Below are 23,089 nucleotides of genomic sequence, written 5' to 3'. Positions count from 1 at the left end.
CCCGACCGGGTGATCATCGGCGGTAGATCGTGATCGAGTGGCCGACCTCGTCGACGGGCCGGCTGCTGTCGATCAACTCGGCCAGCCGGCCCTTCGCCTTGGCAACCGAGGAGTCCGAGACGACGAGCAGTCCGCGGACCTGTCCGACCGGCACCCCGCGCGGGTCGGACGCCTCGATGCCGTAGGCGGAGGGCACCCCGCTGCCCTTGTACACGAGCCAGATCCGCTCGTGCGGATAGCGCTCACGCAGCCGGTCGGCGAGCCGGCCGAGGTCCTGTCCCCAGTCGACGTTGGAGTCGTGCAGCCGCAGATGCGTGGCGGACGGTCCGCCGAACGCCTCGTTGGAGTACGGCAGATAGTAGGGGAACGTCCGCAGCGAACTGACGGCCACGAACAGCACCAGCGCCGCGGTCGCTCCGGTCGCCCACCGCCGGCGCACCGCGAGGACACAACCGGCCGCCACCGTCAGGAACATGGGCAGGAAGAGCGTGTACCGGGTGCCGAAGTCCCGCACCCCCGTCATCGCCGAGGCCAGCAACACCCCCGCGGGGACCAGCAGATACGGGGCCGCGGGCCGCAACCGCCGTACCGTCACCAGCACCACGGCACCGGCGGCCCACAGCGCGAGCAGACCCAGCGGGGTCTTCACGAGCAGGGCGGCCGGCAGGTAGTACCAGAGGTGCCCGGTGTACACCCGCCCGAACAGGAAGCCCTCCCACGGGTGGTTCTCGAACCGGAACTGAAGGAGCATCCCGTCCGTGTACGCCCGGGGAAGCGGCAGCAGATGGGCCAGCGTCCCCCGCAGCCCGTGCACCACCGGCACCGGGTCCTGGGACTGCCAGCGCAGCCGCGGGTCGACGACCAGGTACGACGCCCATACGACGGCGATCGCGGCCACCGCCGTGACGGCCGCCCCCGCGAGGACCCGGAGCAGCCTGCCGCGCCGCTCGGTGTCCGGTTGCGCGTGCCACACCGACAGGGCGGCCAGGCCCATGCACACCGGCACCGCGGGCAGCGCGCTCATCTTGGTGGCGAGCGCCGCCCCGAGCGCGAGACCGGCGAGCGGCACGTACCGCCGCGGCCGCAGACGGGCCCGCCACAGCAGCCACACCGAGGTGAGCAGGAAACCGGCCGTCGGGACGTCGAGGGTGGCCAGCGAACCGTGGGCGACGACGTCGGGGGAGAAGGAGTACAGGGCCAGGGCCGTGAGACCCGCGGCCCGTCCGGCGAGCTCGCGGGCGAAGGCGAACACCACAAGACCGAACAGCAGGGTCAGCACGATCACCGGGAGCCGGCCCCAGAACATCAGGGTCCAGGGATCGTTGCCCGACTCGTAGAGCAGATGGGGGCCTAGGTCGATCTGGGGGCCGTGGAAGCCCGTGTCCACGTGCGGGTCGGCGATCGCCACCCCGGCGGCGATGACGAGCTTGCCGAGCGGCGGGTGCTCGGGGTTGTAGCGGATGCCCTGACCGTGCAGGTACTCGGCGGCCGTGGCCACGTAGACGGGTTCGTCGATCGTCGGGGTCTGCTGGACGGCGGTCGTGACCATGACGGCCGCCATCTGCGCCAGCAGCACGACGACGAGGAGCGGCACCAGCCACCGCCGGGCGGCTCGCGGCCGCCGCTGCTCGTCGTCGCGTGACCCGGACCCGCGGACCGGGTCCAGGACCGCGTGTTGCTCGCTCGTCATCATCCGCCCCGCGGCGACGCCGGGCGGGCGGTGGCGGGAGCGATCCGGAGGGCCCTCATGAGGGCCACTCTCGCACCGGCTCCCGCCCCGCGGGCGTCATCGCTTCAGGAGTCGTACCGACAGACCTTCCGCCGTGTAGACGGGTACGGCCCTGAGCGTGCCGGAGTTCAGCTCGACGCGGTCGAACTGGCCGCGCAGCGCCGACGCGGAGAGGACCCGTACCCGCTGACCGGCCTTCGGGGGCTTCTTCGCGTCCAGCGTCAGCCTCAGCACGCTGCCCTTGCCGAGCACCGCGCGCCGGGTCACCTCCAGGACCGGCTCCTGGCCGGAGCGCAGGGTGAGCTCCAGCGCGGCGGAGTCCTGGGTGTAGGTGCCGTGGACCTGGAGCGACCTGCCGGCGAGCGTGAGCTTCCCGCCCCGTACCCGGACGTCGCCGTGACCGAGGGCGTGGGCCGAGGCGGCCACCAGGGTGCCCTCCTGGAGCACGGTCCCGCCGGTGTAGCGGTTGTGGCCGGTCAGGGTGAGGGTGCCGCTGCCCTTCTTGGTCAGTCCGCCGCACCCGTCGATGTCGTTGCGCCAGCTGTCGGCCGTGTGGAAGCCGCCCGCGGCCGCGTCGAGGGTGACGGTGACGTCGGAGTCGAAGGAGCCGTACCCGTCCGCGGCGGCGAACAGGTTGAGCCGGCCCCACTGCTCCCAGCCGTCCAGCAGGACGTACCCGGAGGGCAGCGCGGTGGTCCGCAGCACCTCGCGGCGCTGGGCGGCGTCCAGGTAGGGCTGCCGGGTCTCCAGGAGCACCTCGGCGCCCTTGGGCACGGTGAACGGCTTGCTGCGGCCCTCCCGCTTGAGCACGTAGGTCAGCCGGGGCGTCACGGCACGCTCGTTGGCGTCCCGGTCGGCGTACGGGTCGGCCGGGTCCGAGTGGGCGTAGGCGAACAGGGTGTCGGCCGTGGTGCCGGTCCGCTGGGTGAAGTAGGCCAGTGCCTGGGCCCGGGCGTCCGCCTTGAGCTGCGCGTTCGCCGGGTCGGCCAGGGTGGCGGCGGCCAGCGCGGTGGCCATGATCCGGCCGCCCATGACGTCGACCGTGGAGTGCATGCCCGCCACGATCCGGGTGTGGCTCAGCTCCATGGCGCGGGTGACCAGCTCCTGGAAGCGCTCGGGCACGGCGTACGCGTAGGCCAGCGAGGCCAGGTGGTAGGCGTTGGTGTGACCGCTGGGGAAGCCGCCGTCGTCCGCCGGGGAGGTGCTGCGCTGGCGCAGCAGCTGCGGGGCCACGACCACCTTCGACTCGTAGACCGGGTAGCCGAGCGCGTCCTTCCGGCCGGTGTCGACGACCTGGCTGTCCTCGTTCATGCGCCACGGGCGCGGGTACAGGTAGGCGTACTTGGACGGGTTGCCCGACGCCCAGTTGCCGCGCACGGTGTCCACCAGCGTGGCCACCTTGCCGAGGTCCGAGTCGTGCGAGCCGGCGCCGAGCGCGGAGCCGGCCGGGGCGTCGGCGGGCAGGGTGTCGTCGATGGTGGTCGGGGGAGTGCCGTCGGGTGCGCTGGTGATCGACGTGACCGCCTTGGCACCGGCCTTGTAGAGGGGGGCGAGCGGGCCGAGGCCGTCGATCGTGGAGTAGCTCTGGTGCATGCGGTCGTAGAGGAACGCGGTCTTCGCCTCGGCCGGGGTGCGCCGGGTCGTGATGTCGATGCTGTAGCGCACGTTGGCGCGCAGGATGTCGTTCCGCAGCGGCGTGCCGGTGTTCCAGGCGTCGCCGGTCTTCCATATCTGCGCGAAGCCGCCGAGGGCCCGCACGACCGCGTTGGTCTCGGGGGTGCGGTTCGCGGAGAGGTTGGTCTTGTAGTCGTCGACGAACGCGAGGGGCGCGGCGGCAGCCTTCGCGTCGGCGGCGGCCAGCCAGCTGACCAGGGTGGGCGCGGCCACGACACCTGCGGTGGCGCCCAGGGAGGTCTTCAGGAAGCCCCTGCGGTTCACGGCGCGTCCGGTGGCGCGCACGGGGGACTCCTGCCCGGCGGATGACGGCATGGATGTGCCTCTCTGTTCAGTTCTGCGGCCGTACGGCCGGGGCGGTGGTGCACATGACAGTGGTGCGGATGCGACTCATGATGCGCCTGAGGACTGAGCGTCGAATGCGCTTTCCGGAGTCGTACGAGCGAAGATCTACGGGCGAGTCATGTCGGAGCGGAGGAGACTCGGCGACGAGGGCATGTCACACAAGTGAACGGGCCATCGCCACGGCCCCCTCGACCGGCGGTGCCCGCAGCGGACGCGGCCGGGCCGTGGGCACGCTCTCGGCGAGCGCCGACACGAACGCGTCGTACAGCGGGGGCTGGGCGAGGACGGTGCTGCCCGCGACCACGACGTCGTCGACCACGACCCCGCGCGCGGCGAGGCGTGCGACGAGTGCCGCCAGGGCGTGACCCGCCTCCGTGATCACGGTGCGGGCGAGCGGGGATCCGGCCTCGGCGGCGGCGAAGACGGCCGGGGCGTGCCGGCCCCACTCGGCGGAGGCGGCGGTGACGTGCTCCAGCGCGGCGCCGAGCGCGGGCACCTCGGGGACGTCGAACCCGGCGAGCAGACCGTGCGCCAGCGCGTCGGGTTCCTCGCCGCGGTCGTGCGCCGCCCATACGGCACGGACGGCCTCGCGGACCAGACCGGCAGCCCCGCCCTCGTCGCCGAGGAGCGCACCCCAGCCGCCGACCTGCACCGGGGTGCCGTCGGCGAAACGGCCCACGGCGACCGAGCCGGTGCCGGCGACCAGGCCGACGCCCTTCTCCACTCCCGCGGCCGGGACCAGCAGTTCGGCGTCGCCCACGACCAGCGCGGGCGCGTCGAAGTGCAGCTGGAGAGCGGTGCGGATCTGGGCGCACTGGCGCGGGGTCTCACAGGCGTGGCCGCCGACGGCGAGCGCGGACGGGCGAACGCCCGCGGGCAGGGCCTCGGCGGCCAGTGCGGCCAGCCAGCCGGCCGCGGCCACGGGGTCGTGCGGCCGCCAGCCGCCGCTGGAACGGATGTGATCGGCCACGAGGGTGTCGCCCGCGTACGCGCGCAGCTGGGTCTTGGTGCCGCCCACGTCGATGCCGACCACCAGGGGTGCGGTGTCCTGCACGGATCCTCTTTCGTCGGTGCGCTGGGTGCTGCGACGGTGGGCGAACCGTGCCTGGAGGCAAGGCAGTTGATGAACTCGGGAAGCCCCGGGACGGGCTTCTGGCGGACCACGGCAGGCGAGTACCGTGACGTTCGTTAGGAAGTTAACTAACGAAGTACAGTGCCTGTCAATAGGCGTTGCGCACCCGGCTTCCCGGGCATCCTCCCCGGGCCGGGAACGCGCGGCGCCCGAGCAACCCATCGCCGCCTCCCGCCGAGCCGCTCGGGCCGGGAGAGGGCCTGTGACCTGGGGGAACTGTGGAACACGACGTGGCAAGAGCCCCCCGTCTGACCGAGAGCGCGAACGCCGTATTCGCCGTGCTGGCCCAGGCGGGCACGGCGACCCGGCCGCAGCTGGCGAGTCTCGCGCGCCTGTCCAAGCCGACGGTCTCCTCCGCCGTGGCCGAACTGGAGGGCGTCCACCTCGCCGCCCACTCCGGCACCTCGTCCGGGGCCACGGGCCGCAGTGCCGCCGTCTACCGACTCGGCCCGGCCGCGGGCGCCGTGCTCGCCGTCGACCTCGGCCCCGCCCTCACCCGGGTCCGTGGCTGCGCCCTGGACGGCACCCTGCTCGCCGAGGCCACCGGGCCCCGGGAGGACGCCGCCGACGTGGTACGGGAGGCGCTGTCCGCGCTGCCCCCGGACGCGCCGCTGCGCACCATCGTGGTGGCCGTCGGTGACGTCACCGCCCCGCAGCGGCTGCGCCCCGCCACCGCCAAGGCCGGTCCCGTCTTCGACGCGGTGACGGTGGCGCTGCCGCCCGGAGTCCCCGTCCACCTGGAGAACAACGTCAACTGCGCCGCCCTCGCCGAACTGCACGAGGGCGCGGCCCGCGGCCGGCACACCTTCGGCTATCTGCGGATCGGCGTCGGTATCGGTCTCGGCATCGTCGTCGGGGGACAGGTGCTGGCCGGCGCCAACGGGGCAGCCGGTGAGCTCGCCCGGCTGCCCTACCCCTGGGACGACGACCTGGAGCCCCGCCACGAGGCCCTGGAGGAGTACATCGGGGCCCACTCCCTGCTGCGCCGCGCCGCGGAAGCCTGGCCGGAGTCCGACGGGACCTGCCCGCGCACCGCCGAACAGCTCTTCGCGCTGGCCGGGGAGGGGGTTGACACAGCCCGTGCGATCGTCGACCGGCACGCCGTGGACGTGGGCCGGCTGGCCGCCGCGGTGACCGCCGTACTGGACCCCGGGCTGCTCGTCCTGGGCGGCAGCACCGGGGCGTTCCCGCAGCTCCTGCCCGGTGTCCGGGCCGAGCTGGAGCGGCTGAGCTGGCCCACCGAGGTGGTCAGCAGCCAGGTCGGCGATCTCGGCACCGTGGTGGGCGCCGCCCGCCTCGCGGTCGCCAGAGGAGTCCAAACCGTGACCCAGCCTGTGCGAACGAAGGATTGACGGTTTCGGACTCGGTCTGCCAATGTCCGGACAAGCGCTTTCTAAGTCGGCCGGGACGCCGGCTTGGGGCGAGCGTCCCGCCCGTACTCGATGTACGGCAACCGCACGAGGGCGTGCCCGTGCGGCGACGGTCCAAGGGACCGGGGACCCTCCCCCGTCAGGATGACGCGGCCGGGCGAGGCCGCGCCCTCGGAAAGCCAACCTCCTGCAAACTGCACCAGTGCCGCCAAGATCGGCGCCGTGCTCCGTCCCCTACGACGAAAAAAAGGGATCGAAGATGACCACTGTGGGTGTGCGGCGCTCTCGCCGTCTCGGCCGCGGCGGCACGCGCCGCCTGGTTTCCCTCGCTGCCGCTGTCTCGGCAGGTGCTCTGACGCTCACCGCCTGTGGCGGGGACGGCGGCTCCGGCGGTACCTCCAAGTCGCTGACCTTCTGGATCTCCACCGTTCCGGGTCAGGACGCGGGCTGGAAGAAGGTGGTCGCCGACTACAAGAAGGAAGCCGGCGTCAGCATCAAGCTCGTCAACATCCCCTACGACGGCTACACCACGAAGCTGCACAACGCCGCTCAGGCCAACTCCCTGCCCGACGTGGCGGCCGTCCCGGCGCTGGACCCGATCTGGTCGAGCAAGCTGATCGACCTCAAGTCCATCGCGGACAACAAGAGCAACAACATCAACCAGAACTTCCTTGCCAAGGACTCCTCCGGCAAGGTGCTCTCCATCCCCTCCGACGTCACCGCGTCCGGCCTGTTCATCAACAAGTCGCTCTTCGAGAAGGCCGGGGTCTCCTTCCCGACCGACCCGGCGAAGACCTGGACCTGGACCGACTTCATCGCCGCGGCCAACAAGGTCCGCGAGAAGACCGGCGTCAAGTACTCGCTCACCTTCGACCAGTCGCCGTCGCGACTGCGCGCCATGGTGTACGAGATGGGCGGCAAGTACGTCCACGCCGACGACTCCGGCAAGTTCTCGGTGGACGCGGCGACCAAGAAGGCCGTGAACACCTTCGTCGGCTGGAACGACGACAAGACCATGCCGAAGTCGGTGTGGACCTCCGGCGCCGACCCGTCCGCCATGTTCCAGAGCGGTGACGTCGTCGCCTACTGGTCCGGCGTGTGGCAGGTCGCCGCCTTCGCGGACAGCATCAAGAAGTTCGAGTGGGCGAGCGTCCCGACCCCGGCCCAGCCGGTGCAGGCCAGTGACGTCAACAGCGGCGGCATGGTCGTGGGCTTCAACAACAACGGCGACGCGTCCAAGGCCGCGACGAAGTTCCTGTCCTGGCTGTACGAGCCGGCCCACTACAAGGTGCTGTGCGAGACGTCCGGCTTCCTGCCGGTCGAGAGCGGTCTGAACCCGGCGTACCCCTTCAAGTCCGACGCGGCGCAGGCGGCGTTCAAGCTCTACAACCAGGAGATCCCGCTCTACGCCCCGATCTCCGGCTACTTCAACAACGCGCAGACGGAGTGGGTGCTGAAGGGCAAGAGCCTGACCGAGGACCCGACCAAGACGGAGCTCGGCAAGGCCATCAACGGCCAGCAGTCGGCCGACAAGGCCCTGGAGAACATCGTGGCCGGCTACAACCAGCAGGTCGGCGGCTGATCACAGGCCACCGGAGTCCGGGCGGCGGCGTCCCCACCCCGCCGCCCGGCCCCGGCCGCCCCCCGGCCGTCGGGCTCAGGGCCTGAGCCCACCGCAATCCCTTCCACCAGCACGGAGACAGGAAGATGACAAAACGCGCCTCGGACGTGTCGGTGAGCCCGCCGAGTCGTCCCAGCAGACGCAGTAAGTACACGCTTGCGCCGCTCGTCCTCATCGCGGCCAACGTCGTGCTCTTCGCGCTGTTCTTCGTCTGGCCCGCGGTGATCGGGCTCATCTACTCCTTCACGAACTACACGGGCGTGGGGGTGTTCCAGTGGGTCGGCCTGGACAACTACCAGAACCTGTTCGGGGACTCCACGTTCTACGACGCGCTGACCCGGACGCTGCTGTACACGGTCCTCTTCGTCCCGCTGAACTTCGTGGTCTCGCTGCTCGCCGCCAACCTGGTGGTGAGCAAGCACGCCAAGGGCGGATCGGTCGCCCGTGTCATCTTCTTCATCCCGTGGCTGCTGTCGCCCATCGTCGTGGGTGTCCTGTGGCGGTGGATGTTCGGTGAGAACTTCGGCCTGGTCAACTACGTCATCGAGAAGTTCGGCGGGGACGCCGTGCCGTGGCAGTCGAACGCGGACCTCTCGCTCCTCGTGGTCGTGATGGCGGCGGCCTGGGCGTGGACGGGCTTCACGATGCTGCTGTTCATCGCGGCGATCAAGAACGTGCCGGTGTCGTACTACGAGGCGGCCTCGCTCGACGGCGCCGGACCCTGGCGCCAGTTCTTCAGCATCACCCTGCCGAGCATCGCGCCCACCTCGTTCATCGTGATCCTGCTCAACACGATCAACTCGATGAAGGAGTACCCGGTGTTCGTCGCCCTCAACAACGGCGGACCCGGCACCTCGAACAACCTGCTCGTCCAGTACATCTACGAGACCGGCTTCAAGCGGGGCCAGATCGGCTACGCGAGCGCCGCGTCGTTCGTGCTCATGCTCATCCTGATGGCCGTCGCGATCATCCAGCTGATCGTCAACCGACGGGTGGAGAACCGATGACAACCACCGACATCCCGCGCCCGGCCGACGTCGGCTCCGGGCGGAGCGTCTCCAGGAAGCGGCCCCGCAAGACGGCCACCGGTGGGCTCCGGCAGGCGGTGTCCGCGACGACGCTGCTGTGGATCATGGCGTGTCTGTACGGCTTCCCGGTGCTGTGGTTCGTCCTCAGCTCCTTCAAACCGTCCAGCGACCTGTTCTCCTACCCCCTGACGCTGGTCCCGCACAACCCCACCCTGTCGGGGTTCAAGGCGGCGTGGGACAGCGCCAACTTCTCCCAGTACTTCATCAACACGGCCCTCGTGTGCGTGATCACGACGATCCTCACCGTGGGCGTCAGCTGCTGCACCGGCTACGCGCTGGCGAAGTACGACAACAAGTGGCTCAAGGCCTTCTTCATCTGCATCCTGGCCACCACCATGCTGCCGGGCGAGGTCATGCTCGCCCCGGAGTTCCTCGTCGTCCGCAACCTGGGCCTCTACAACTCGTTCGCCGGCATCATCCTCCCGGCCGTGCTCACCGCGACCGGCTGCTTCATGTTCCGCCAGTTCTTCCTGACGGTCCCCGACGAACTCGTGGAGGCCGCCCGCATCGACGGCGCCCGGGAACTGGCCATCTTCGCTCGGATCATGGTGCCGCTGTCCCGGCCCATCATGCTGACCCTCGCCATCCTGTCCTTCCAGTGGCGCTGGAACGACTACATCTGGCCGCTGCTGATGCTGAACGACCCCAACAAGTTCACCGTCCAGATCGGTATCCAGAGCATCGTCGGCGCGCAGAACATCAACTGGTCGGTCCTGCTGGGCGCGTCGGTGATCTCGATGATCCCGCTGATCGCGATCTTCCTGGTCTTCCAGAAGTACGTCATGGGTGCCGACATCAACGCCGGACTGAAGGACTGACCTTGCCCTTCCCGCTCGACCACGAGTTCGTCCGCGCGGCAGCGCTCGCCGCCGACGGGTCCTCCGACCCGTCGGCGGAGTTCATCGAGCCGCACCGCGCCCTCGCCCGGCGGGTGAAGACCCTGGTCGCGGCGTACCGCTCGCCGGAGTCGGCCCTGCACGGCAGCGAGCGGGCCGTCGCCGCCGCGCTGACCCACCTGCGTGCCCTGCGATCCGTGCAGACGGCCTCCGGTCTCTTCGCGGGCGGCGACAACGTGCAGTCGCCGCCGGACTCCGCGTTCACCGTCAACGACGTGTGCGACGCGTATGTCCTGGCGGCGGCCGCGGGGCCCGACATGGCCGACGTCTCGGCCGCGCTCGCCGAGATCGCCGGCGCCGCCACCGAGAGTCTCCTGACCGGTGGGGTGCACACCCCCAACCACCGCTGGGAGCTGTCCGCGGCGCTGGCCCGGCTGCACCGGTCCTTCCCCGACGACCGGCTGCTCGCCCGCGCCGAGGAGTGGCTCGCCGAGGGCGTCGACATCGACGCCGAGGGTCTGTACTCGGAGCGCAGTGCCGTCTACGCGTCCATCGTGACCATCCCGGCGCTGCTGCTCCTGGCGGAGGTGCTCGGGCGTCCCGACCTGGTGGACGCCGTCGAGCGCAACCTCACCGCGACCCTGGACCTCATCAGGCCGGACGGCACGGTGGAGACCGTCCACTCGCGCCGCCAGGACCAGAAGCAGTCCTTCGCGCTGTGGCCCTACCTCCCGCACTACCGGTTGCTCGCGATCCGCACCGGCCGGGGCGACTTCGCCCGCGCGGCCCGTCTGGCGGCCGCGGACGGCATCCACGACCCCGACCTGCTCGCCCAGATCCTCCTCACCCCGGATCTGGCCCGCCCCCTTCCGGCCCCGGACCCGGAGGAACTCCCGCGCGACCGGTACCTCCCCACCGCACGCCTCGCCGCACACGTCTCGGACACCGCGCACACCGTGGTGTACGGCGGCTCCGACGTGCCCGAGCACCGGCGCATCCGCTCGGGCCTGGCCTGCAACCCCACCTTCCTGCGCCTGTTCGCCGGTGCCGCCGTCCTCGACGCGGTCCGGCTCTCCTGCGGCTTCTTCGACCTGGGCCCCTTCCGCGCCGCCGGCATGGAACGGCTCGCCGACCACCGTTACCGGCTCACCCAGACCCTCACCAGCGCCTACTACCAGCCCCTCCCGAAGGACCGCAGGCGCGACGACGGCGCCTACCGCCTGGTGGACGAGGGCCGCTTCTCCGCGGCGATGGCCTTCCCCGACCGCCCCCAGGACGAGGTCTCCCACACCACCCGGATCGAGGTCGACCTGCGGGACGACGGGGCCGACCTGCGGATCGACATCAGCGGCCCGCCGGTGCCGTGGTCCCTCGAACTGACCTTCCGGCCGGGCGGCGAGCCGCAGGGCGCCGTACCGCTCGGCGACGGACGCTGGTGCATGACGACCGAGCCCCTGACCTACCGTGTCGGCGACGACGAGATCCGGGTCGAGGCCGCCGTCGAGACGGGCGAACCGCTCGTCGGACCGGACCGGAGCGACGTGCTGAGCTACGACCCCGGGCAGGACTACACCGTGGCCGGCGGCACCGACGCGACGACCGGGAACCGCGTGTACCTCGGTGGGCACGGACCGCAGACACTGACCCTCGCACTGCGTGCCGGCTCCCCGGCCTGAAGGGCTGATCTCCTTGCACCTCCCACGCCAGCTCGCGCCGCTGCACGACCTGCCGGACACCCCGGAGGCCTACGACGCCGTCCTCGCCGACGTCACCGAACAGGCCCTCGCCCGCCTCACCCCCGAGGGCAACCTCGAACACCCCGACTGCGACGACGACATCGGCGACACCTCCCTCGGCATCACCTCGCTGCTCGCCCACGCCTGGCAGCGCGGCAAGGACCCGAGGCTGCCGGAGGCGGTCGCCCGCAGCCTCGCCTTCCACCTGCGCGAGCGGGTCTACACCGACGACAACCCGGGCTATCCGAATCTCAGGGTGCGCAACTCCGGTCTGCCGTACGCCCGTTACACCCTGGCAGCCGGCGCCCACCCCATCGGGGACTGGCCGAGCACGGTGTGGGCGCTGCTCCAGGCCGTGAACCTCCTCGACGCCGCCGACGGCCTGGTCGACGACGCGCAGCGCGCCGAACTCCTGGACGTGGCCCGCGGATACTGGCGCTGGCTCACCGAGGCGACCTTCTTCAACCCGCAGGAGGCGGGGAACCAGGCCATCGGCTGCGTGGTCGGCGGTCTGATGCTGGCCGCCCATCTCCCGGGCGCGGAAGGGGAGTCGGTCCGTGCGCGGGCGCTCCGGCTGTACACCGACGAGATCCACGCGCACCGCGTCACCGACCGCGGCGCGGCCCTGCCCCCCGAGCACGGCGGCGCCTACGACAACAACTACGGCCCGATCTCCCTGTCCTTCCTGGCCCAGGCCCACCGCGTCAGCGGCGAGGAGATCTTCGCCGAGGACGGCGACACGCTGGCCCGTTACATCGACGCCCGGCTGACGGGCGGCGGCTTCGACAACGGCGGCCCGCGCTACAGCGAGCAGCACTCCGCCTTCGAGTCGGTCCTCGGCCTGCGCTACTTCGGCGCCCGGATCGGCGCCGACCTCGGCCGCTACCGCGCCGACAGCCGCTGGGCCCGTCATGCCGTCAAGGAGGACGGCGGGGTGGACGGCCACTTCGCCTGGATGCTGGTCTGGCAGAGCCAGGACACCTCGCGCTGGCACCGGGATCCCTCCATTGCCATCGCCCGCCACCAACTGCGCGCGGGCACGGTCTCGGTGGCCTTCGACTCGAGGATGACTCCCGCGGTCGTCGAGGCGGCGGGCACCTACTACCTGCCGGCGGCCGTGAACCGCCAGCACGGCTTCGGACCGGTCGTCGACGGCTTCCTGCTGTGCCGCCCCATGGGCGAGGTCCGGGTCCGTGACGTGCGCTCCGACGGCCTCACCGCCAAGCTCGTCACCAAGCCCGTCGTCGGCCGCGACCACGTCCTGCGGCACGTCCAGTCCCTGTACGTCACCGACGGCACGAGCCTGTGGACCACGGTGACCGTGGAACGCCTCCCCGGCACGCCCTACCTGCTGGCCGGGCTGCCCTACGCCGAGGACGACGGCGACCGGGTGCGCCGTACGGCCGAGGGCGAGGTGACCTCCGTGGGTGCGCTGCGGCTGACGCACCCGTCGGATGAGGGCATCGACCACTTCGACGCCCGTACGGAGACGACCCAGGAGCTGGCCGCGTTTGCGCTGGCCGAGGACCCGCGCGGGTACGGCAACCCCGACGAGGGGTGGCGGCACCTGGTCAGTTCCACGGCGCTGGAGGCGGACCCCGCCCCCGAAGCCCCGGACGACCTGCACGCCTTCGCCGTCCGGTACGGCCCCGGCGAAGCGCTCACGGCGACCTTCACCCGGGACGGCGCCGGGCTCACGATCCGCACGGAGGCGTTCACGGCGCAGCTCGGGGAGGTGGCGGGCGACGCCCACGGGGAGCCGGAACTGACCCTGTCGGCCGGCTGACGGACCGAGCTTTTCCTGGACATCAGCAGTTCTGATGATTTCATCGGTTTAACTGTGGCGTAACTCTTGACGCCCATTCCATCAACCCTGATGCTTTCATCACTGCTGCTGCTGTGCCGCGCTCTCACGGCTTCTTCCAGGAGGGCTCCCCGTGCCCCTGCGTACCGACATCCCCGTCTACCGGCCTGATCTGTACTCGGCCTCGGCCATCCGCGACACGTATCCCCACTACGCCGCACTGCGGGAACTCGGCCCCGTGGTCTGGCTGAGCAAGCACAAGGTCTACGCCCTGCCGCGCTACGCCGAGTGTAGGCAAGTGCTGCTGGACGACGACACCTTCGCCTCCTCGGGAGGCGTCGGCCTCAACCCGGTCGCCAACCGGGTGGGCCAGGGGACCACGCTGTTCAGCGACGGTGAGGACCACGCCCGCCGCCGCTCCCTCCTCGCGCACCGCCTCACTCCCCGGGCGCTGCGCACGATGAAGGACACCGTCGACCAGCAGGCCGCCGCCGTCGCAGAGGACGCCGTGGCCCGCCGGACCGTCGACGCCGTCGAGGTCGCCACGGCGCTGCCGATGTCCGTCGTCCCCGACCTGGTCGGCTGGCCCCAACAGGGCCGTGAGCACCTGCTGCGCTGGGCCGGCGCCACCTTCGACGCCCTGGGCCCCCTCAACTGCCAGGCGGCCCGCACCCTCCCCGCGTCCCTCGGCATGATGCGCTACGCGCGCGCTGTCGTGCGCGACCGGTCCGCACTGGACGGCAGCATGGGCCACGACCTGCTGCTCGCCGCCGACGAGGGCCGGATCATGCCCGCGGAGTGCGCCACCATGATGATCGACTACCTGGCGCCCTCCCTGGACACCACCATCAGCGCCATCTCGAGTGCCCTGTACCTGTTCGCCCTTCACCCCGAACAGTGGCGCCTTCTGAAGGCCGACCCGGACCTCGTCCCGAAAGCGGTCAACGAGGTCGTCCGCCACCAATCCCCGATCCGGGCCTTCTCCCGGACCGCCACCCGCGACACGGAGCTCGCCGGCACCGCCATCCCCAAGGGCTCCCGGCTGCTGGTCCTCTACGGCTCCGCCAACCGCGACCCGCTCGAGTGGGACGACCCGGACACCTTCGACATCCGTCGCGACGCCGCCCGCCAGCTCGGCTTCGGGCAGGGCACCCACGGCTGCGCCGGACAGGGCCTGGCCCGCATGGAGACCTCCGCGATCCTGCGCGCCCTGGTCGAACGCGTCGACCGCATCGAGACGACCGGCCCGCCCGAGTGGGCCCTGAACAACGTCATCCACCGCCTCGAACGCCTGCCGCTGGAACTCATCCCCGCCTGAACGGACAGCACCATGAAGATCTCCGTCGACTACCCGCGCTGCGAAGGCCACGGTCTGTGCGCCGACCAGGCCCCCGACGTCTTCAGCCTGGACGACGACGCCGAACTCACCTACCGCTTCGAGGGCACCGTCGTCCCCGACGAGAGCCGGCCCGCCGCCCGGGCGGCCGTCAACGCCTGCCCGGTCGCCGCCCTGCGAGTCCTCACGTGACCGCTGCGCGCTCGGTGCTCGTCGTCGGCGAGTCGCTCGCCGGCACCACCGCCGTCCGCCACCTGCGTGCCCTCGGCCACGCCGGGCCGCTCACCCTCGTCGGCGCCGAGGAACAGGGCGCGTACTCCCGCCCGCCCCTGTCGAAGGTGGTCCTGAAGGACCCCTCCGCCGACGAGACGCTCGGCCTGGCGCTCGACGGCCTCGACGTCGACGTCATCCGTTCGCCCGCCGTCGCCGCCGACACCGACCGGCGCACCGTCACCACCGCCGACGGCCGCCGGATCGGCTACGACGCGCTGATCGTCGCCACCGGCGCGGGCGCCCGCCGGCTCGCCGCCCCCGGACAGCGGGGCGAACTCGTCCTGCGCACCCTGGAGGACGCCCGCCGGCTCCGCGCCCGCCTGGCGGACGCCACGTCGGCGATCGTGGTCGGCGCCGGTTTCCTCGGCATGGAGGTGGCCAGTGCCTGTGCCGCCCGCGGCATCCCGGTGACCGTCGTGGACACCGACCGGCCGCTGGAACGCGTCCTCGGCGCCTACCTGTCCGCCGAGATCACCGCACGTGCCGCGACCCACGGCATCCGCTTCCTCCAGGCCAGCGGCTTCGCCACCCTGACCGGCGACCCGGTGCGCGGCGTGGCGCTCCCCGACGGCACCGAACTCACCGCGGACCTCGTGGTCACCTGTGCCGGAGAAATCCCCTGCGTCGACTGGCTGGAAGGGACGGGCCTCGCCGGCCGCCTCGGCGTCGGCATCGACCACGCCTGCGCCACCACCGTGCCCGGGGTGTTCGCCGCCGGTGACGTCACCTACCTCCGTGCCCAGGGCACCCAGCCCGACCGGCGTGCGCCCTTCTGGTCCAACGCCGTCGCCCAGGGCAGGGCCGCCGCTGCTTCGGCACTCGGCCTGCCTCTGCCGGGGCCGGCGCACGACGACTACTTCTGGACCGAGGTCACCGGTCTCTCCGTCAAGGTCGTCGGCCGTCTGCCGCTCCTCGGCGAACCGACCGCGGTGCAGGGCAGCGTGGCCGACGGGCGCGCCCTGCTGACCTGGAACCATGCCGACGGCACGTCGACGGCGGTCGCCTACGGACTGCGCAAGCCGGTCGCGGCGCTACGGGCGCTGGCGGCCACGTCCTCCTCAGACTGACGCCACGGGCCTGGCGGCCACGTCCTCCACAGAGTGACGCAGCCGTCAGCGTCACCGTGACAGAGTGACTCAGCCGTCAGCGTCACGGTGGCCGCAAGCCTCAGACCAGCACCGTCGCCGGCACCACGAGATCCGCCCGGTCCCGGGTCGCCGCGACCAGCTCCGCGTTGGGCTGGTCCGAACGCAGCACCCACGCCACCGCCTCCGCGTGGGTCTTGCCGAACTCCTCGTGCCGGGCGATCAGCCGGCGCAGCCGCTCCTCCTCGTCCGGCTCGCAGAACCACACCTCGTCCAGCTGTGACCGGACCCGCGGCCACAGCAGCAGGTAGTTGCCCTCGGTGACGATCAGACGGGCGGTCGGGAGCACCGGGACCGCACCGGCGATCGGCTGCTCCAGGACCCGCTCGAAACCCGGCGCGTACACCACGGCGCCGTCCGGCTCCTCGCGCAGCCTCCGCAGCAGTGCCGCGTACCCGGCCGCGTCGAAGGTCTCGGGCGCCCCCTTGCGGTCGCGCAGACCGAGCCGGTCCAGCTCCACGTCGGCGAGGTGGAAGCCGTCCATGGGGACGTGCGCCACCCAGGGCTCGCCCGGGCCGTTCAGCGCCCGCACCAGCCGTTCGGCAAGGGTCGTCTTGCCCGAGCCGGGGGAGCCGGCGATCCCGAGGACCGCCCGCCGGTCGTCCTGGGCGAGGGAACGCGCTCGGATCACAAGGTCGTCGAAGGTCAGCGGCACACGCCGAGTCTTTCATTCGAGGACCGCAGGCCGACCAGGCACCCTGGAGTGCGGAAGGGGGAGAAAGGAGCCCCAGCCGTGCCCCAGTACTCCTACCGGACCGACGCCCCGGACGCCGGGGACGACGAGGCGCAGATCCGCGCCCTCGTCACGGCGTGGGCCGCCGCCGTGCACCGCGGTGACCTCGCGGGTGTGGTGGCCGACCACGCCCAGGACATCGTGCTGTACGACGTGCCGCCGCCCCACCACGGCATCCGGGGGCTGGCCGCCTACCGCGCGCACTGGCCGCCCTTCTTCGCCTGGCAGGCCCAGGGCGCCTGCTTCGACATCGAGACCCTCGACGTCACCGCCGGCACCGACGTCGCCTACGCCCACGCCCTGCTGCGCTGCGCCACCCCGGAGGAGCTCGCCGCGCACCCGGACGTCCGCCTCCGGCTCACCCTCGGGCTGCGCAAGGAACGCGGCCGTTGGCTGGTGGCGCACGAGCACCACTCGTTCCCGCACGACTGAATCGACCTGCTGACGAAGCCGAAGACACTGAATCGATCTGTTGACGAAGCCGAAGACACCGAATCGACCTGTTGACGAAGCCGCAGACCGGGAACCGGTCCCTGTATGACGGATCTCGGTCTCCCGGAAGACATCAAGGCCTGCCTCTTCGACCTCGACGGGGTCGTCACGAAGACGGCCGTCGTGCACGCGGCAGCCTGGAAGGAGATGTTCGACGCGTTCCTGCGCGAACGCGAGGGCGAGGACTTCCGGCCCTTCGACGACCACGACTACGACCAGTACGTCGACGGTCTGCCACGGGCCGACGGAGTCCGCACCTTCCTCGCTTCCCGCGGCATCGACCTGCCCGAGGGGAGCGCGGACGACCCACCGGGCGCCGAGACGGTCAACGGCCTAGGCAACCGCAAGAACGCCCTCGTCCTGGAGAAGATCCGCACCGACGGCGTCGAGGCCTACGACGACACCCTGGCCTACATCCGCGAGGCCCGTGCCCGGGGGCTGCGCACCGCGATCGTCTCCTCCAGCGCCAACTGCCGTGATGTGCTGCGCGCGATCGACGCCGAGGACCTCTTCGACGTACGCGTGGATGGCGTGGTCGCCAAGGAGCGGAAGCTGCCCGGCAAGCCGCGCCCGGACACCTTCCTGGCCGCCGCCGAGGACCTGGGCCTGGACGCACGACGCTCCGCCGTCTTCGAGGACGCCCTCGCCGGCATGGACGCGGGCCGCGCGGGCGGCTTCGGATACGTCGTCGGCCTCGACCGGGTCGGACAGGGGGACGCCCTCTACGAGCACGGCGCCGACATCGTCGTGAAGGGTCTCGCCGAACTGGGAGGACACGCGTGATCACCCAACGCTCCTACACCGTCGAGCCCTGGGCGGTCCGCGAGACCGCCCTCAACCTCGACGTCCTCGCCCAGAGCGAGTCCGTGTTCGCCCTGTCCAACGGCCATGTCGGCTGGCGCGGCAACCTCGACGAGGGCGAACCGCACGGCCTGCCCGGCTCCTACCTCAACGGCGTCCACGAACTGCACCCGCTGCCGTACGCCGAGGCCGGATACGGCTACCCGGAGTCCGGCCAGACCGTCATCGACGTCACCAACGGCAAGATCCTGCGGCTCCTCGTCGACGACGAGCCCTTCGACCTGCGCTACGGCCGTCTCGTCTCCCACGAACGCACCCTCGACCTGCGCCGGGGCGTCCTGGAGCGGACCTGCGAGTGGATCTCGCCGGCCGGCTCACGGATCAGGGTGCGCTCCACCCGGCTGGTCTCCCTCACCCAGCGGGCGATCGCCGCCGTGGCCTACGAGGTGGAGCCCGTCGACAGCCGCACCCGAGTGGTGATCCAGTCCGAGCTGGTCACCAACGAGAGCCTGCCCTCGCCGAACGGCGACCCGCGCGCCGCCAAGGCCCTCAAGTCGCCTCTCGAACACGAGGAGGGCTTCGCCGACGGCACCCGGCTGCGCCTCGTGCACCGCACCCGGCAGAGCGGACTGCGGGTCGCCGTGGCCGCCGACCATGTGATCGACGGACCCGGGCGCACCACCACCAGCAGCGAGGAGATGGTGGACCTGGCCCGGCTGACCGTCACCTCCGTGCTGGAGCCGGGACAGCGGCTGCGGGTGGAGAAGCTGGTCGCGCACGGCTGGTCCGGTGTCCGCTCCCGGCCCGCGATGAGCGACCAGGTGGACGCGGCTCTCGCGGCCGCCGCCCACAGCGGCTGGGACGGTCTCCTCGACGAACAGCGCGGCTACCTCGACGACTTCTGGGCCCGCGCCGACGTCGAGGTCGACGGCGACGAGGAGATCCAGCAGGCGGTCCGCTTCGCCCTCTTCCACGTCCTCCAGGCCGGTGCCCGCGCCGAGCAACGGGCCATCCCCGCCAAGGGGTTGACCGGCTCCGGCTACGACGGCCACGCCTTCTGGGACACCGAGACCTTCGTGCTGCCCCTGCTCACCTACACCGAGCCCCGAGCCGTCGCCGAGGCCCTGCGCTGGCGGCAGCACACCCTGCCCGCCGCTCGCGATCGCGCCGTCCAACTCGGCCTGCGCGGCGCCGCGTTCCCCTGGCGGACCATCGACGGCTCGGAAGGATCGGCGTACTGGCCCGCCGGCACCGCCGCCTTCCACGTCAACGCGGCCGTCGCGGACGCCGTGGTGCGCTACACCGAGGCCACCGGCGACCTGGACTTCGAGCGCGACACCGGAGTCGAACTCCTCGTGGAGACCGCCCGGTTGTGGCGCTCGCTCGGCCACCACGACCACCGGGGCGTCTTCCACATCGACGGCGTCACCGGGCCCGACGAGTACAGCGCCGTCGCCGACGACAACACGTACACCAACCTGATGGCCCGTGCGAACCTCCTGGCGGCCGCCGAGGCATGCGCCCGCCACCCGCACCAGGCAGCGGCCCTCGGCGTCGACGACGAGGAGAGCGCGGCCTGGCGCGACGCCGCCGAGGCCGTGCACATCCCCTACAACGACGAACTCGGCGTGCACGAACAGCACGCCGGCTTCACCCGTCACCAGCAGTGGGACTTCGCCGGCACGCGCGCCGACCAGTACCCGCTCATGCTGCACTTCCCCTACTTCGACCTCTACCGCAAACAGGTCGTCAAACAGGCCGACCTGGTGCTGGCGATGTACCTGTGCAGCAACTGGTTCGAGGAGTTCCACGACGAGGAGCGGATCGCCCGCAACTTCGCCTACTACGAGCCGCTGACGGTCCGCGACTCCTCTCTGTCGGCCTGCGTCCAGGCGGTCGTCGCCGCCCGCGCCGGACACCTGTCCCTGGCCTACGCCTACACGGCGGAGGCGGCCCTGATGGACCTCGCGGACCTGGAGAACAACACCCGCGACGGACTCCACATCGCCTCCCTCGCCGGCACCTGGACGGCCCTGGTCGCCGGATTCGGCGGACTGCGCCGGGACGGCGCCTCGCTCCGGTTCGCCCCCCGCCTGCCCGAGCGGTTCAGCCGGCTCGCCTTCAACCTCCGGCTCCTGGACCGGTGTCTGCGGGTGGAGATCGGCCCGGACAAGGCGACGTACACCCTGGTGTCGGGCGCCCCGCTGACGATCAGCCACCACGGCACCCCGCTGACCCTGAACGGCGACGGCCCCGTCGTCCGCCCCGTCCCCGCGCCGCGCGACCGCCCGGCCCCGGACCAGCCCCCGCACCGCGCCCCGCACGCGCGCTGAGCCAGGACGGCGATCCGGCCAGTCGCCGCTTGGCCGAACTCCACCCTGCACCCCCCTGCGCCGCGGGTTACTTTGTCCCTGCCTTTGTGTAATGGACCAGTCCCCGCGGCAGCCGGGGTGAGGGGTGGAAGAGGACGATGGCCCACGGCGACAGCGCCCTGCTCGACGGTGCGCGGCGACGTACCGAGCCGGATCCCCCCGGCACGTCCTTGCGAGACCGGGGCCAGTGGCTGATCGCGGCGGTGGCCGCCGCCTTCACCCTGGCCCAACTCGTCCTCGTCCGACCCGGGATGGGCCTCGGCTGGGACGAGACCGTGTACGTCAGCCAGGTCGGAACCCAGGCCCCGGCCGCCTTCTTCAGTGCCCCGCGCGCCCGTGGCGTCTCGCTCCTGGTGGCCCCGATCGCGAGCTGGTCGACCTCGACCGAACTCCTGCGCGTGTACCTCGCCGTCCTGTCCGGCCTCGCCCTCTACCTGGCCCTGCGCACCTGGCGCGGCCTCTTCCCGGACCGCGTCCTGGCCGTCGGCGGCGCCCTGTTCGCCTCCCTGTGGATCACCGTGTTCTACGGCCCGCAGGCCATGCCCAACTACTGGGTCGCCGTCGGGGCGCTGGGCACGGTGGGCTGCTTCCTGCGGGCCCGCGAGCACCCGAGGGCCCTGTGGGGAGTCGTGGCCGGTGCCGCGCTCATGGCGTGGATGCGGCCCACCGACGCCGTGTGGACCACCCTTCCGCTGTTCGTCGTCGCCGCCGTCACCCGGCGCCCGCGCCCCGCCGTCGCGCTCGTGGCCGGGCTGGTCCTGGGCGGTGTGCAGTGGGTGATCGAGGCGTACATCAGCTACGGCGGTCTCGCCGAGCGACTGCACGAGGGATCCCGCATCCAGGGCGGCCTCGGCCCGCAGTTCGCCGTCGTCGACCAGCTGCGCAGCCTCGGCGGCCGGGCCCTGTGCCGCCCGTGCACCGGCCCGCTGCCCAACCCGGCGATCATGACGTGGTGGGCCGTTCTGCCGCTGCTGGCCGCCGTCGGTCTGGTGGTCGCGGTCCGGGCCGGGCGCACGGCCCGCACCCTCGTCCCGCTGGCCTGCGCCACGACGGCCGCCGTGCCCTACCTCTTCCTGATCGGCTACGCGGCCCCCCGCTTCCTGCTGCCCGCCTACCTCCTGATGGCGATTCCGGTCGCCGACGCGCTGTTCCACCTCGCGACCACCCCGGCGGGCCGGTGGCGTCCGGTCGCGGCGACGGTCCTCGCGATCGGGCTCGCGGGGCATCTGGCGGTGCAGTACGCCGTGCTGGAGCGCACCGTGAAACGCACCACCGACTCCCACCAGGACTGGGCGGACACCGCGGCCGAGCTGCACCGCCTGGGCGTGCGGCCGCCCTGTGTGCTCACCGGCTACCTGTCGGTCCCCGTCGCCTACTACGCCGGGTGCCACTCGGCCGCCGCCTTCGGCCCCAACACCAACAGCACCGAGTCCAGGATCCTCGGCGCGTCCCGCCGCATGCCCGTCGCCGTGCTCACCGAGCACGGTGCCGAGCCGCCCGCCTACGCCCGCGACTGGCCCACCCGGCCCGCCGCCGGGATGGACCTCCACATCGCGCCGAGCCAGAGCGAACGCGGCCCGACATGACGGCCGACCAGGTCACCGCCCCCGGCCGCAGGCGCGTGTACGGGCAACTCGCCCTCACGCTCGCCGTGCTGACGGCCACCGGGTACCTGGCCCGCAGCCACTGGTCCGCGCTGGAGACCGGTGCGCTGCGGCTCGCCCTGGCCGATCCGGGCTGGCTGCTCGTCGCCGCCACGGCCGCCGCGGTGACCTGGATGTGCTCGGCACTGGCCCAACAGGGCGCGGTGCTACGGACGTTGCCGGCCAGACGGCTGGTGGCCGCGCAGTTCGCCGCCGGTGCCGCGGGCCAGCTGGTGCCCGCCGGACTCGGCAGCGGCGCGGTCAACCTGCGCTTCCTCATGCGGTGCGGGATGTCCGCCGGACGCTCGGCGACCGCGCTCGCCGTGAAGGCCACCGCGGGCGGGCTGGTGCGGGCCGCCCTCATCGCCGTCCTCGCGACGGCCTGCCCCGGTGTCCTCGGGCTGCCTCGCCCGTACGCCGGGTGGCTGGTCGCGGCCGGGGCGGGCGCCACGATCGCGGGACTCCTCACGGCCGTGCTGTGGCCGCGGTGCCGGGGAGCCCTGGCGCTCGTCCTGGCCGACATCAGGGCGGTCCACGCACGACCCTGTCGCGCGCTCGCCCTGTGGGGCGGCTCGCTGGGCTTCGCCGTACTGCACGCGGTCGTGCTGATCGCCGTCACGCGCGCCGTCGCGCTGCCGCTGGCCCCGCCCCTGGTGGCGCTGCTCTACCTCACCGCGAGCAGCGCGGCCGCCCTGCTGCCCACCCCCGGCGGCCTCGGCTCCCTCGACGCGGCGCTCGCCCTCGCCCTCACCGCGGGCGGAGCGCCGGGGGTGGCGGCCGCCTCCGCGGTGCTCGGCTACCGGTTGCTGACGGTGTGGCTGCCCCTGCTGCCCGGCCTGGTGGTGCTCGCTCTGCTCGTCCGCCGCAAGGCGCTGTGAGCCCGCACGGGGGCGATGGGCGCCGACTTCATGGGCCTGCGGCCCCTCCCGGCCGTCCCCGACGCCGCTCTGCACACCAGA

At 72.1% G+C, this 23,089-nt stretch carries 18 protein-coding genes; 14 read left to right on the top strand and 4 right to left on the bottom strand.

The genetic code is table 11. From position 1 onward, the window contains the following. Positions 1 to 13 precede the first annotated feature (13 nt). From AQJ54_RS21585 to AQJ54_RS21575, 3 genes are all read right to left on the bottom strand, one after another. On the bottom strand, positions 14 to 1,693 hold the full coding sequence (locus AQJ54_RS21585) for an ArnT family glycosyltransferase (protein ID WP_062239827.1): 1,680 nt from the start codon (positions 1,691 to 1,693) through the stop codon (positions 14 to 16). 93 nt (positions 1,694 to 1,786) lie between these two features. After that, a complete protein-coding gene (locus AQJ54_RS21580; protein WP_062239824.1) occupies positions 1,787 to 3,718 on the bottom strand; it encodes a phosphatase PAP2 family protein in 1,932 nt (643 codons plus the stop codon). Positions 3,719 to 3,902: 184 nt separating this feature from the next. Next, positions 3,903 to 4,802, bottom strand: a complete 900-nt coding sequence (locus AQJ54_RS21575) for a BadF/BadG/BcrA/BcrD ATPase family protein (RefSeq protein ID WP_062239821.1) — start codon at positions 4,800 to 4,802, stop codon at positions 3,903 to 3,905. A gap of 308 nt (positions 4,803 to 5,110) precedes the next feature. Between AQJ54_RS21575 and AQJ54_RS21570 the strand changes: the two genes are divergently transcribed. The 9 genes from AQJ54_RS21570 to AQJ54_RS21530 all read left to right on the top strand — a co-directional run bounded on the left by AQJ54_RS21570 (position 5,111) and on the right by AQJ54_RS21530 (position 16,011). Continuing rightward, positions 5,111 to 6,232: an ROK family protein gene (locus tag AQJ54_RS21570; RefSeq protein ID WP_248844823.1), complete on the top strand. Its 1,122-nt coding sequence runs from the start codon at positions 5,111 to 5,113 to the stop codon at positions 6,230 to 6,232. A 277-nt stretch (positions 6,233 to 6,509) separates the two neighbouring features. Next, on the top strand, positions 6,510 to 7,832 hold the full coding sequence (locus AQJ54_RS21565; protein WP_062020235.1) for an extracellular solute-binding protein: 1,323 nt from the start codon (positions 6,510 to 6,512) through the stop codon (positions 7,830 to 7,832). A gap of 125 nt (positions 7,833 to 7,957) precedes the next feature. Continuing rightward, positions 7,958 to 8,878 (top strand): carbohydrate ABC transporter permease, encoded by a 921-nt coding sequence (locus AQJ54_RS21560; protein WP_030323290.1) that lies wholly within the window; start codon positions 7,958 to 7,960, stop codon positions 8,876 to 8,878. Continuing rightward, positions 8,875 to 9,777: a carbohydrate ABC transporter permease gene (locus AQJ54_RS21555; RefSeq protein ID WP_062020233.1), complete on the top strand. Its 903-nt coding sequence runs from the start codon at positions 8,875 to 8,877 to the stop codon at positions 9,775 to 9,777. The genes AQJ54_RS21560 and AQJ54_RS21555 overlap by 4 nt, the downstream gene beginning before the upstream one ends. 2 nt (positions 9,778 to 9,779) lie before the next feature. Next, positions 9,780 to 11,471, top strand: a complete 1,692-nt coding sequence (locus tag AQJ54_RS21550) for a hypothetical protein (RefSeq protein WP_062239818.1) — start codon at positions 9,780 to 9,782, stop codon at positions 11,469 to 11,471. 13 nt (positions 11,472 to 11,484) lie between these two features. Then, positions 11,485 to 13,317 (top strand): hypothetical protein, encoded by a 1,833-nt coding sequence (locus AQJ54_RS21545; protein ID WP_062240499.1) that lies wholly within the window; start codon positions 11,485 to 11,487, stop codon positions 13,315 to 13,317. 151 nt (positions 13,318 to 13,468) lie between these two features. Further along, a complete protein-coding gene (locus tag AQJ54_RS21540) occupies positions 13,469 to 14,653 on the top strand; it encodes a cytochrome P450 (RefSeq protein WP_062239815.1) in 1,185 nt (394 codons plus the stop codon). A gap of 12 nt (positions 14,654 to 14,665) precedes the next feature. Next, positions 14,666 to 14,863, top strand: coding sequence for a ferredoxin (locus tag AQJ54_RS21535; protein ID WP_062239812.1), 198 nt, complete (start codon positions 14,666 to 14,668; stop codon positions 14,861 to 14,863). Then, positions 14,860 to 16,011, top strand: a complete 1,152-nt coding sequence (locus tag AQJ54_RS21530; RefSeq protein ID WP_062239809.1) for an NAD(P)/FAD-dependent oxidoreductase — start codon at positions 14,860 to 14,862, stop codon at positions 16,009 to 16,011. The genes AQJ54_RS21535 and AQJ54_RS21530 overlap by 4 nt, the downstream gene beginning before the upstream one ends. A 100-nt stretch (positions 16,012 to 16,111) precedes the next feature. On the opposite strand, the gene AQJ54_RS21525 is transcribed toward AQJ54_RS21530, so the two are convergent. Next, positions 16,112 to 16,744: a nucleoside/nucleotide kinase family protein gene (locus tag AQJ54_RS21525; protein ID WP_062020224.1), complete on the bottom strand. Its 633-nt coding sequence runs from the start codon at positions 16,742 to 16,744 to the stop codon at positions 16,112 to 16,114. A 78-nt stretch (positions 16,745 to 16,822) separates the two neighbouring features. On the opposite strand from AQJ54_RS21525, the gene AQJ54_RS21520 reads away from it, so the two are divergent. The 5 genes from AQJ54_RS21520 to AQJ54_RS21500 all read left to right on the top strand — a co-directional run bounded on the left by AQJ54_RS21520 (position 16,823) and on the right by AQJ54_RS21500 (position 23,008). Further along, positions 16,823 to 17,254 (top strand): YybH family protein, encoded by a 432-nt coding sequence (locus AQJ54_RS21520; protein ID WP_051735552.1) that lies wholly within the window; start codon positions 16,823 to 16,825, stop codon positions 17,252 to 17,254. 105 nt (positions 17,255 to 17,359) lie between these two features. Then, on the top strand, positions 17,360 to 18,097 hold the full coding sequence (locus tag AQJ54_RS21515) for a beta-phosphoglucomutase family hydrolase (protein WP_062239806.1): 738 nt from the start codon (positions 17,360 to 17,362) through the stop codon (positions 18,095 to 18,097). Continuing rightward, positions 18,094 to 20,448 (top strand): glycoside hydrolase family 65 protein, encoded by a 2,355-nt coding sequence (locus tag AQJ54_RS21510; protein ID WP_062239803.1) that lies wholly within the window; start codon positions 18,094 to 18,096, stop codon positions 20,446 to 20,448. The genes AQJ54_RS21515 and AQJ54_RS21510 overlap by 4 nt, the downstream gene beginning before the upstream one ends. A 137-nt stretch (positions 20,449 to 20,585) precedes the next feature. Next, positions 20,586 to 22,073, top strand: coding sequence for a hypothetical protein (locus tag AQJ54_RS21505; RefSeq protein ID WP_062239799.1), 1,488 nt, complete (start codon positions 20,586 to 20,588; stop codon positions 22,071 to 22,073). Further along, positions 22,070 to 23,008, top strand: a complete 939-nt coding sequence (locus AQJ54_RS21500; protein ID WP_062239797.1) for a lysylphosphatidylglycerol synthase domain-containing protein — start codon at positions 22,070 to 22,072, stop codon at positions 23,006 to 23,008. Before AQJ54_RS21505 ends, AQJ54_RS21500 begins: the two co-directional genes overlap by 4 nt. Positions 23,009 to 23,089 lie beyond the last annotated feature (81 nt).

Source organism: Streptomyces griseorubiginosus, assembly GCF_001514195.1.
Classification (GTDB): domain Bacteria; phylum Actinomycetota; class Actinomycetes; order Streptomycetales; family Streptomycetaceae; genus Streptomyces; species Streptomyces griseorubiginosus.
This window is presented reverse-complemented; position numbering and strand designations above follow the sequence as displayed.